Genomic DNA, 12,388 nt, shown 5'->3' on the forward strand with positions numbered 1-12,388 from the left:
TATCATTTTTTTTGATGGATTACATGATAAATCTTTATTTTATATGATATCAGAACTTTCATACAATGGAAGGGGATGGAGGGATTATTGTGTTAATGGAAGAAAGGGTGAATAGTACTTATAAGTGGGTTATGTTAATTTTTGCGACGGTTGCTCAAACAACAGCGACACTTATAACGTATGGTGTTGGAGCGTTTGCTTTATTTTGGAAAGAAGAATATGCACTTACGAATACGGAGATTGGATTGTTAGTAAGTGTTGTAAATATAGGACCGCTATTTTGTATGCTTTTTGTCGGGCGGCTACTTGATCAATACAATGAAAAGTTGTTAATTTCGATAAGTTCATTTTTACTAGGAGGTTCGTTTTTACTGACTAATATGGTCAATGGATTTAATGGGTTACTCTTTGTACTTTTATTAGTAGGAACGTTTTATAGTGTTTCGCAGCCAGGAGGAAGTAAGGTGATAATGAAGTGGTTCTCAAAAGAAAATCGCGGGTTAGCGATGGGGATTAGACAAGCCGGTATACCGATTGGTGGTACATTAGCGGGAGTATTGATCCCGTTTCTTACAATAAAATATAATATGGCCTATGCGGTAAATAGTATTGCATGTATTTGTATAATTGGAGGGTTTTTATTTTTTATATTTTATAAGGAACCATATATTCAAGAGAAAGTTAAACAAGAACGTAGTAAACTTTCTTTTTGGATGCAGTTAAAAGAAGTGATGTGTAAAAAAGAGTTGTATGCAATTTATATAACTGGCATTTGTATGATTTCATTGCAAATGGTGTTAGTTGCGCACTTTATAAAATTTTTAGTATTGGAACAATCAATCACGCCAATTTTAGCTGGAAAAGTATTTTCCGTTATGTTCTTTTCTGGAATGGTTGGTAGGGTTATATTAGCAGCTACTAGTGATTTATTTTATAAGGGGAATAGGCGTACCCTCCTATTTATAACTGTTTGTATTTCTATTTTCTTCATTCTAATATTAGTAATGAGCATACATACAATAACGAATGTATTGTATGGTGTAAGTGCGTTGTTAGGGTTCTTTTCAATTGGATGGTTTAGTCTTTTTATAACTGAAGTTGCGGAATCAGCAAGTGAAGAATCGGTAGGGATGACAGTGAGTTTTGCACTTACATTAAATCAAATTGCCATTATTGCTGCGCCTGCTTTATTTGGTTATATTGTAGATAAGAAGGGATATACGTATGCGTGGTTATGCATAGTTGTATTACTAACTATTTCAGCGGTTAGCTTATATAGGAATTATAGAAAATGAAGGAATGTTAGCAATGTAAATTTTTTATGAAGAAAGTCTAAAGAAATGTTGAATGAGCGACATTTCTTTTTTTATTTGTTGTATAATCAAAATGTAAATGAGATTCGTTTTCAATTTCGTTCATTACCTCTTTTGAAATTACCTGTAATTTTAGCCATAATTAGCTGTTTTTCTTTATCGTTATTTGCATGATTTATTTTATTTAAAAAATTTTTCAGCATCATTTCCTTTTAATACTATAATCTGTTTTTCGTAATATTCGATTAATACCATGTTATTTTTTGTTATCCGATAATGAAACATCTTATCATCTAAACGATTGCGTTTATCGGTGTTTTTCATATTACATCTCCATTCTTTTTAGTATGTAACAAATGTTACAAAAGAATTTGAAATTATAGTGTAATGCATCCGATTGTATGTTGGAAATTTTGCAAGAAAGAAATACAATAGAGAGTAGTCAAAATTGAAAATGAGAAAAAGGAATCTAGTTTTAACAGAGTGAATATTAAATAATATTATAATATACTTGATAATTAAAAGATATAAAATAGAATGGATGTACGTTAAGTGAAACTAGATAAAAGAGGGTTCCTAGTATGTTAAAGAAATGGTTAATCGTTTTCTTTATTTTTGCAGTTTTTTGTGGAAGTATTGTTACACTAATACATGCAAATAAAGGAAAAAAATATGATGCAAAGGCATTTTCTAATGTAAATAGTAAGCAAAAAGATGTTAAGCAGGAAATTGATGCGAATGAGAAAAAGCGTTATGAAATTGCAGCTGGAAAACTAGATCAGTACTTAAAAGATAAAGGATTTAATGGAAGTGTTCTTGTAGCAAGTAAAGGTCATGTGATTTTACGAAAAGGCTACGGTTATGCGAATGTGAAAGATCAAGTATTAACAACGCCAAGAACGAAATATCGCATTGGTTCTATTACGAAAACAGTTGTTGCAATATCTATTATGCAACTAAAAGAAAAAGGGAAGTTGAACATTGAAGACAATGTAAATAAATATATCCCATCGTTTCCAGCAGATAAAAATATTACGTTACGAAACTTGTTAACACATACGTCTGGATTACCAGAACAGGGACAAGGTAGTGTTGACGCAGCATCACGGTTAAAATTAGTAACGTGGATTGGGGCACAAACGTTACAATTTCCAGCAGGGACAGGATGGAAATATACAGATTATAATTATATGGTGCTTGCATATATTGTAGAAAAAATATCGAATAAACCACTTGCTGAATATGTGAAAGAAAATATTTTGACTCCCGTTGAAATGAATGAATCTGGAATGGGCGCAACACTTCCAGAAGATATTTTCTTAGCAGAAGGGTATACGAAAAAAGATAATAAGTTAATAGCCACGCCGCGCTTAAAAATGAACTGGCTGTATGGTTGTGGTGAAATGTATACGACTGTTGAAGATATGAAAAAGTTAGATGAAGCTATTATGGATGGTAAACTACTTTCTAAACAAAGTGTATCAGATATGTTTTCTGCATCACCTGCAAGGAAATATGGATTTAGTTTCTATATTTACCCAGATTATTATCATAACCACGGTGTATTAGCTGGCTGGAACACTTTTAATAATTTTAACTGGGATAAACGAACGTTTGTCATATTATTTTCTAACGTCCAAAATGGTATGAATGACGCATTTAATCAAGAATTTAGGAAAATGGCGAATGATTTAATAGAAGGAAAGGGAATATAAAAAAGAGCCTCTAGCGAGAGGCTCTTTTTTATAGGGTTGAAAACTCCTCAACAAGTTGAGTGAATTGTTTCAATGCACTTTCAATCGGTTCTGGCGTTGTTAAATCGACGCCAGCTTTTTTCAATAAGTTTAATGGGTAGTCTGAACTTCCACCTTTAAGGAATTCAATATAATTTTTCTGAGCATTCGGATCACCGCTTAATAGTTTATCAGCGATTTGAATGGCAGATGCGAATCCAGTTGCATATTTGTATACGTAAAACGGGCGATAGAAATGAGGGATTCTAGCCCATCCGTATTTTACTTCTTCATCAAATACAAGTGAATCACCGTTATATTCTTTAAATAGCTTTTCATAAATTTCACTGAAGACTTGTGCATTTAATGGTTTACCTTGTTCAGCCATTTCATGTGTGATTTTTTCAAATTCTGCAAACATAATTTGTGTAAAGAAAGTACCTTTAAATTTCTCAATAAAATGGTTAATTAAATGGTTACGCACGTCCGTATCTTTTGCTTCTTTTAATAAATAGTGAATTAATAACACTTCATTTACTGTAGAAGCGACTTCTGCGACAAAGATAGAATAATGTGCAGAAATTCTTGGTTGGTATCCATGTGAATAGTGCGTATGCATACCGTGACCGCATTCATGAGTAAGAGTGAACAGGCTGTTTAAATCATCGTGATGATTTAAAAGAATGAAAGGATGAACGCCGTATACACCAAAGTTATAAGCACCAGAACGTTTTCCTGGTGTTTCTCTTACGTCTATATATCTTTTATCTTTAAAACTTTTTAATGTCTCAATATATTCTTCTCCTAAAGGAGCTAGTGATGCAATCATAATGTCAAATGCTTCACTATATGGGATGTCTTGTTTTGCACCTGCTACTAAATCGACGCCTAAGTCGTATTGTCTTAGTTCATCTACGTTTAATTTTTCTTTTCGAATTTCATTGTATGTATGTAATGTTTGAATGTTTTTTTTCGTTGTATCAATTAGGTTTTCGTATACTTCTTTCGGAACCATATCGCCAAATAATGATTTCTCTAGCGCTGATGGATAGGTTCTTAATTTCGAAACAGTAACATTATTTTTAATAGCAGCGGATAAAGTAGATGCGATGGAATTCTTTAACTGAACATATGGTTTGTAATATGCTTTATAAGCTTCTTTACGCTTTTCACGATTCGTATCTTCTATTAACTTTGCATACATTCCGCGTGTTAAGTTCACTTTTTCTCCATCGTCAGTCGTCACTTCACCAAATAATATATCTGCATTATTTAACATACCAAATGTGTGCTGTGGAGAAGAAAGAGCTTCACCCATTTGTGATAAAATTGCTTCTTGGTCCTGATTCAATACGTGTTTTTTATAACGATATAATTCAAATAAGTCTTCTTTATAATATTGTAAGCCTTCTGTTTCTTCTATGTAAGAATGTAATGTGTTTTCGTCTATGCTAAGTAAGAAGGGGGAAAAGAAAGATTTCGCTGCACTTACTTTCACGTGTAATTGTGATACTTTATCGACAAGAGATTGCGCGTCAGTATCGCGTGTATCAAGGTCAGATTGTAATCGTGCATAAGCGAACATTAAAGATATTATGCTAGAAATTTCTTCACTCTTCGTTAAATAAGCTAATAAACTATTGCCATCGTGAATATTGCCATTAAATTCGTGTAATTCCTTCGTTAATACTTCAATTTTATGAAAATCACTTTCCCAATCTTCAATTGTATGGTAAATGTCTGTTAAATCCCATTTTTCTATATCAGCTACTTGTAATCGATCTTTAAGTTCTGTCATAATCATTTCCTTTCTAAACATGTAGTTATATTTCTATATAACTATGAAATACAACAAATTGCAAAAAATCCCTGCTGAAAATTGAAAAGCCTTGCTAAAATAACAAGGCTTACTTACTTATAGTGTAATTCCGAATTTTGAATGTAAAAGGTTTGTATATTGCATGTCTGTAACGGTTTCTTTCGTTTTTTTACCATTTTTCGCTACTGTAAGGCTATCTTTCGTTAAAGAGGCATGCCCATCTTCAGTTAGTTTTACAATAAGAGGTACTTTATTAAAGGGTGATCCTTCATGTTCAACGATAATTTTTTGTGCTGTATTTGTTTTTTCTTCATCCACTTCTTCTATATAAAATGCATAGCCTAACGTCCAATCATCAGCAGAAGATTGATCCAAGAACTCATTGTTTTTCCGCATCTCTAAAATGTAGTTTCCCTTTTCGGTCATTTCTTTACGAATACGATAATCTCCTGTAGCAGAGTGAATGACTTCACCTGAGAAAGGGACAGGGGCAAGAGGTAAGTATGATCCGAATCCTACTTCAATTAAATAAAGTTCATTATGATGTGTTAAAACGGTTGCGATATGGCCAGAATCAACAGCCCATATGGAGTTTGCAGCGTTATAAACTGTTCCTGAAACGAGGTGAACATCGAATCCAGAATCTTTCAGGAAGTAATACATAGTAGGATTGAGTTCATAACAGAGACCGCCACGGTTATTTACTAAAATTTTCTCTTTCAAATTTTCTTTTGATATTTCTTTAAAATTCTTTTCGAGAATATTTAAGTTTTCAAAAGGAACAGTTTGTGCCATTGCGTACATAATGTTAGATAAATCTTCAAATGAAACTGTGTCTTTTTCTTCTATATGTAATCGTGCGAAAAATTGTTTTTGAAAGTCTGTCATCGAAATCCCTCCGTTATGCTTTTATAGGTAAATTGTAAACAATCTTGAATAGGATGTGAAATGAAAACTACGTTGAATATTTGAAATTAGATTAAAAATAATATGGGAGAGTGAGAGATTGCTACTTTACTAACGGTGGGACGAATATTATAATAATTCTGATAAACTATGCAAACGCTTTCTTGGAAGGGGATGGTGTACAGATGTTTAAAAGAATAACAATAGTCGGATTGTCAGTTGTTATGTTTTTACCTAGTATATATGAGGGGAGTAAGGCATATGCAGACACAGTTAACAATGGAACGTTAATGCAGTATTTTGAGTGGTATTCTCCGAATGATGGGAATCATTGGAATCGTTTGCGTACTGATGCTGAAAATTTAGCGGAAAAAGGAATTACATCTGTTTGGATACCACCTGCATATAAAGGAACTATGCAAAATGACGTAGGATATGGAGCATATGATTTATATGATCTGGGGGAATTCAATCAAAAGGGCACAGTGCGGACGAAATATGGGACGAAAGCACAATTGAAATCTGCAATTGACGCTTTACATAAGAAAAACATCGATGTATACGGTGATGTAGTTATGAATCATAAAGGTGGGGCTGATTATACAGAAACTGTCACAGCAGTTGAGGTAGACCCGAGCAATCGAAATAATGAAGTATCAGGTGATTATGAAATTAGTGCGTGGACGGGATTTAACTTTCCAGGGCGTGGAGATTCTTATTCTAATTTCAAATGGAAATGGTATCATTTTGACGGAACGGATTGGGATGAAGGAAGGAAATTAAACCGAATTTATAAATTTAGGGGCATAGGTAAAGCATGGGACTGGGAAGTGTCTAGCGAGAATGGGAATTATGATTATTTGATGTATGCGGATCTTGATTTTGATCATCCAGATGTTGCGAATGAAATGAAAAAATGGGGAACGTGGTATGCGAATGAATTAAATTTAGATGGTTTTCGTTTAGATGCTGTTAAACATATTGATCATGAATATTTGCGCGATTGGGTAAATCACGTTAGACAGCAAACAGGGAAAGAAATGTTTACAGTAGCTGAATATTGGCAAAATGATATCCAGACTTTAAATAATTATTTAGCAAAGGTTAATTATAATCAATCTGTGTTCGATGCACCACTTCATTATAATTTTCATTATGCTTCAACAGGAAATGGAAATTATGATATGAGAAATATTTTAAAAGGAACGGTAGTTGCGAATCATCCTACACTTGCGGTTACTCTAGTTGAAAATCATGATTCACAGCCTGGTCAGTCATTGGAATCTGTAGTGAGCCCTTGGTTCAAACCGCTGGCATATGCATTTATTTTAACGCGTGCAGAGGGGTATCCTTCTGTTTTCTATGGTGATTACTATGGTACAAAAGGAAATAGTAACTATGAAATTCCAGCGTTAAAGGACAAAATTGATCCGATTTTGACGGCACGAAAAAACTTTGCATATGGTACGCAACGTGATTATTTTGATCATCCAGATGTGATTGGCTGGACAAGAGAAGGTGATAGTGTACATGCTAATTCTGGTTTAGCAACATTAATCTCTGATGGACCAGGAGGGGCGAAGTGGATGGATGTTGGAAAGAATAACGCAGGGGAAGTATGGTACGATATTACGGGTAATCAAACAAATACTGTAACAATTAATAAGGACGGATGGGGGCAGTTCCAAGTAAGTGGAGGATCAGTTTCCATATATGTTCAACAATAATTTGGTGATGAAAAAGAAGAGGTAGACTGAAATATAAGTTTTCCTCTTCCTTTTTACATTCTGTATAGTTATAAAAGTATGACACCTTTACTTCTCACGTAACATATAGTATGATGATTTCAATAAATTAGATTTCAATGACTATAATATAAATTAATGAGAGGTGCTTTTTGTGAGTGCGGTAGGTATTAAATAGGAAAAATTTAATGAAATAAATCGGATAAGACCAGGGGATTTTTATGTACATCATACCCCTAATTTTGTCATGCATTTATTTCAAAACCTATGAAGATACCTACAATACTTTATAAAGCGTGTAATAAGGGACTGCCATCTATTTTTTATGGCTTATTTCCTCATACGTTATTACACATGCCTTGTAAATGTAAAAGCTGCGGTATCCCCGCAGCTTTTTTGTATATGTTTTTATTGTATAATTATGGAATTTTATATATGACTCATTGGAATCTAATGAGTAGGTATCTTCATTTATGATAAAAATCAATCATAGTGAGGAGAAACAAAATGAATACGATGACTTTTGAAAAGTTACAATATAACGAATTAAAGGATATAGTGAAATCTTATTGTGTAAGTGGATTAGGTAAGGAATTATTAAACAAATTAGAGCCGAGTACGAGTATAAAAGTAGTGAGAAATCGGTTGAATGAAACGACAGAAGCACGAGCTATATTAGATGCAGAAGGGCATGTTCCTTTCTTCGGCATTTCTAATATTGCTAGTACAATTCAAAAATTAGAAAAAGGTATGATTTTAGATCCAGAAGAATTAGTGAGTGTTTCAGACTTTTTACGTGGATGTAGAAAGATTAAAAAGTTTATGTTAGATAAAGAATTTTTTGCACCAGTATTAGCTTCTTATGCAAATTCAATGACTGAATATAAAAGTATTGAAGAGGAAATTAACTTTTCAATTAAAGGAAATAGTATTGATGCAGCTGCAAGTAAAGAGTTAAAACGAATTCGAAATAATATCGATTCTGTAGATGGGAAAATAAAAGAACGTTTAACGAAGTTTTTAAATAGTAGTGCAAATAAGAAATTCATTCAGGAATTCTTTATTAGTAAAAAGGATGACCGTTATACGATTCCAATTAAATCTTCCTATAAAAATCAAGTTGCTGGAAGTATTATTGAAGCCTCGGCAAAAGGTTCTACTGTATTTATAGAACCGCATACGGTTACGAAATTGAATGCAGAATTAGCAGGTTTGAAAGCAGAAGAAGCGGTTGAAGAGTATCAGATTTTAGCGACTTTATCAGGAATGGTGTTAGAAAACATTTATAGTATAAAGATTAACATGGAGCTAATTAGTCAGTATGATATGGTATTTGCGAAAGCGAAGTTTAGTAAATCGATTGACGGAATAGAACCGAAGTTAAACGATCATGGCTACATTCATTTAGTGAATTGTAAGCATCCGCTTTTAACAGGGCAAGTTGTACCGTTACATTTTAAAATTGGTCAAGAGTATCGTAGTTTAATTATTACAGGGCCGAATGCGGGCGGAAAGACAATTGTGTTAAAAACAATTGGATTGTTAACATTAGCTACAATGTCAGGTCTTCATATTGCAGGAGATAAAGGTACAGAAATCGCTATTTTCGAAAATGTATTCGTAGATATTGGTGATAATCAAAGTATTGAAAATGCACTAAGTACATTTTCGTCTCATATGAAAAATCTTTCTGAGATTATGAGGATGTCAAATAATAATACGTTACTTTTATTTGATGAAATAGGGAGCGGTACAGAACCAAATGAAGGTGCAGCACTTGCAATATCTATTTTAGAAGAGTTGTACCTTGCAGGATGTATTACCGTTGCGAGTACGCATTACGGAGAAATTAAACGATTCTCAGAAATGCACGATGACTTTATGAATGCAGCGATGCAATTTAATAGTGAAACGTTAGAGCCGCTTTATAAATTAGTGATCGGAAAATCAGGAGAAAGTAATGCACTTTGGATTGCGAATAAAATGAGCGTAAAAGAACATGTGCTGAAAAGAGCGAAAGAGTACATGGGAAATAAAGAGTACGCTTTAGAAAAAGTGAATGAAAGTAAAATTAGAAAACCGAAATTTGTACAAGAAAAAAGAGAATCTCATTATGAGTACAAAATCGGAGATCGTGTTAATTTATTGGATCATGATGATTTTGGTATCATCTATAAGGAAAAAGATAATTTTTATAACGTTGTTGTATATTATAACGGTGAATTCGTTGAAGTAAATGTAAAACGTATTACTTTAGAAGTAGCAGCGAAGGAGTTATATCCAGAAGGATACGATTTAAATACACTATTTGTTGATTATAAAGAAAGAAAAATGCAACACGATATTGAGCGCGGATCGAAAAAAGCACTTCGTAAAATTCAAAAAGAAATAAGAAAGAATAGAGGATAAGTTAAAATGGTAACGATTAGACAAGAACAAAAAAACGATTGTAGAAAGACAGAAGAAGTCGTAAAAGAGGCATTTTCACTTGAAGAATTTAATGATAAAACAGAACATGAACTTGTAAAACGTATTAGAGAATGTGACGCGTTTGTTCCGGAGTTATCAATTGTTGCGGTAGATGAAGATATAGTTGGTCACATTATGTTATCGAAAATTACAATAGAACAATGTGGAACTTCTGTAGAATCGTTAGCACTTGCACCAGTTTCAGTTGCTAGGGGCCATCAGAAGAAAGGAATTGGTGGAAAACTGATTACGGCTGCTTTAGAAAAAGCGAAAGAACTTGGATACGGATCAGTTGTAGTATTAGGACATCCAGAGTACTACCCGAAATTTGGTTTTAAGAAAGCAAGTGAGTGGAATGTAAAAGCACCGTTTGAAGTGCCTGAAGAGGTATTTATGATAAAGGAATTAACAGAAAATGCTCTTCTAGGTGTAGAAGGAATTGTACAATATTCGAGTGCTTTTGCTGAGTAGGAGTAACGGTTAAGAAATGTAATCATAAAAGATGCTATCTTTTTGTATGGATATACAGAAAGATAGCTTTTTTTATTAAGCGGATCTACTGACGTATATTTTGCTCAATGAATAATTGAGGTGGTAAAATTGATATAGAAACGTAAAGGGAGAGAATGAAATGAATAAGCGAGAAACAGATAGCAATGAGAATGCAGTTACGTTATATGTTACAAGACACGGTAAAACAATATTAAATACGAATCATCGCGCGCAAGGTTGGGCTGATTCTCCATTAGTAGAAAAAGGTGTTGAAGTTGCCACAAATTTAGGAACAGGATTAAAAGATATTCATTTTATGAATGCGTATAGTAGTGATAGCGGCCGAGCGATTGAAACTGCTAATTTAGTATTAAAATATAGTGAGCAATCAAAATTAAAACTTGAGCAAAGAAAAGATTTGCGAGAATTAAATTTCGGTATTTTTGAAGGTGAAAAACTTGAGAATATGTGGGATGTGGTTGGAAAAGCTGCAGGCGTTGCATCACCAGAAGAACTTATGAAGTTTTCTATTCAAGAAGTGATTAATCTTATTAGAGTAGCAGATCCTACAAAACAGGCGGAAGATTGGGAATTATTTTCTACTCGTATAAAAGCTGAGATAGATAAAATTAGTGAAGAAGCTGCTGGAAATGGTGGCGGTAACGTTTTAGTTGTCGTTCATGGGCTTTTGATTACTACCTTAATAGAAATGTTAGACAGTAGCAAAACAAAACTTGGGGTGGAAAATGCTAGTGTGACGAAGATTGTATATCAAGATGGAACATACACAGTCGAGTCTGTTGGAGATATGAGTTATGTTGCAAAAGGGAAAGAAAGTGTTGAAATATAATTAAATCTCCAATAGATATAAGAAAAGGAAGGTAGAGAAATCTAGCTTCCTTTTCTTATTGGAACGATTATGGAATCAATAAAATCTTCCCAGTACTTTTTCTGCTCTCTAATAATTTATGTGCAAGAGCACCATCTTGTAAGGCGAATGTAGTAGGACTCGCGATGTTTACTTTTCCGCTAGTGATCCAATCAAATAATTGAGTAGAGCGCTGCTTACGTTCTTCAAAAGTAGTAAGCACGTTCCAAAGGTCTCCGCCAGTTAAAGTTTTTGAAGTATCCATAAGCATACGCGGATCAACTGGAGCAGGATTACCACCAGCCATTCCGTAAAATACGACAGTACCGCCAATTTTAGTAGCGTTAAAACTTTCCTCTAATGTAGAACCTACTGATTCATATACAATATTTACTCCAGTTCCATTAGTCATTTCAAGTACTTTCGTATGCCATTCTTCGGTATATAAAAATACGTGATCGGCACCAGCTAATGTAGCTATCTTTGCTTTCTCTTTTGATGACGTTAAACCAATTACTTTTCCGCCATATAGTTTAATCATTTGAACGAGAAGTTGACCGACGCCACCAGCTGCAGCGTGTACTAAAGCTATATCACCTTGTTTTAGTTGATAGCTATCTTGCGTTAAATAATGTGCAGTTAATCCTTGTAATAAGACAGAAGCGGCTGTTTCAAAAGAAATAGAATCCGGAAGTAGGATGGCTTTTTCTGATGGAACGGCAACTAGTTCTGCATTTGCAAATGGGACGTCCGCAAATGCAATACGGTCTCCTAGGTTGCTAGTAGTAACGTCAGCTCCTACTTTTTCAACAATTCCAGCTCCTTCATAACCTAATACATAAGGCGGATTGCCAGCAAGATGATAATCGCCGCGGCGTCTATAAATATCAGCGAAGTTTAATCCGATTGCTTTCGTGCGTACTAGAATTTCATTTGGGTTTATAGTTGGATCGTGTATTTCTTTATATTGTAGTACATCTGGACTTCCAAACTGTTCGAAACAAAGTGCTTTCATATGAAATACCTCCATTTTATTGTTTGTC

At 33.8% G+C, this 12,388-nt stretch carries 9 protein-coding genes and 1 pseudogene; 6 read left to right on the plus strand and 4 right to left on the minus strand.

Going from position 1 to position 12,388, the window contains the following annotated elements; genetic code table 11:
* Positions 1–65: 65 nt before the first annotated feature.
* Positions 66–1,295 (plus strand): MFS transporter, encoded by a 1,230-nt coding sequence (locus tag DN404_RS06730; protein ID WP_149214882.1) that lies wholly within the window; start codon positions 66–68, stop codon positions 1,293–1,295.
* A gap of 110 nt (positions 1,296–1,405) precedes the next feature.
* Here the strand turns inward: DN404_RS06730 and DN404_RS06735 are convergent.
* Positions 1,406–1,637, minus strand: a pseudogene (locus DN404_RS06735) (hypothetical protein).
* A gap of 257 nt (positions 1,638–1,894) precedes the next feature.
* On the opposite strand from DN404_RS06735, the gene DN404_RS06740 reads away from it, so the two are divergent.
* Positions 1,895–3,028 (plus strand): serine hydrolase domain-containing protein, encoded by a 1,134-nt coding sequence (locus DN404_RS06740; protein ID WP_000915193.1) that lies wholly within the window; start codon positions 1,895–1,897, stop codon positions 3,026–3,028.
* Between the two features lie 28 nt (positions 3,029–3,056).
* Here DN404_RS06740 and pepF read toward each other — a convergent pair whose 3' ends face one another.
* Positions 3,057–4,844, minus strand: a complete 1,788-nt coding sequence (pepF, locus tag DN404_RS06745; protein ID WP_149214883.1) for an oligoendopeptidase F — start codon at positions 4,842–4,844, stop codon at positions 3,057–3,059.
* A gap of 117 nt (positions 4,845–4,961) precedes the next feature.
* Positions 4,962–5,753: an arylamine N-acetyltransferase family protein gene (locus DN404_RS06750; protein ID WP_016123111.1), complete on the minus strand. Its 792-nt coding sequence runs from the start codon at positions 5,751–5,753 to the stop codon at positions 4,962–4,964.
* Positions 5,754–5,956: 203 nt separating this feature from the next.
* Between DN404_RS06750 and amyS the strand changes: the two genes are divergently transcribed.
* From amyS to DN404_RS06770, 4 genes are all read left to right on the plus strand, one after another.
* On the plus strand, positions 5,957–7,498 hold the full coding sequence (gene amyS, locus DN404_RS06755) for an alpha-amylase (RefSeq protein ID WP_000476409.1): 1,542 nt from the start codon (positions 5,957–5,959) through the stop codon (positions 7,496–7,498).
* Positions 7,499–8,023: 525 nt separating this feature from the next.
* Positions 8,024–9,925: an endonuclease MutS2 gene (locus DN404_RS06760; RefSeq protein WP_149214884.1), complete on the plus strand. Its 1,902-nt coding sequence runs from the start codon at positions 8,024–8,026 to the stop codon at positions 9,923–9,925.
* A gap of 6 nt (positions 9,926–9,931) precedes the next feature.
* The gene (locus tag DN404_RS06765) at positions 9,932–10,456 is read left to right on the plus strand and encodes a GNAT family N-acetyltransferase (protein WP_149214885.1); all 525 of its coding nucleotides are present in this window, start codon (positions 9,932–9,934) and stop codon (positions 10,454–10,456) included.
* A 160-nt stretch (positions 10,457–10,616) separates the two neighbouring features.
* Positions 10,617–11,327: a histidine phosphatase family protein gene (locus DN404_RS06770; RefSeq protein ID WP_001042044.1), complete on the plus strand. Its 711-nt coding sequence runs from the start codon at positions 10,617–10,619 to the stop codon at positions 11,325–11,327.
* A 67-nt stretch (positions 11,328–11,394) separates the two neighbouring features.
* Here the strand turns inward: DN404_RS06770 and DN404_RS06775 are convergent, their stop codons facing one another.
* Positions 11,395–12,360 (minus strand): quinone oxidoreductase family protein, encoded by a 966-nt coding sequence (locus DN404_RS06775; RefSeq protein ID WP_149214886.1) that lies wholly within the window; start codon positions 12,358–12,360, stop codon positions 11,395–11,397.
* Positions 12,361–12,388 lie beyond the last annotated feature (28 nt).

The sequence above is a fragment of the Bacillus sp. TE8-1 genome (genome assembly GCF_008368855.1).
Lineage (GTDB): Bacteria > Bacillota > Bacilli > Bacillales > Bacillaceae_G > Bacillus_A > Bacillus_A cereus.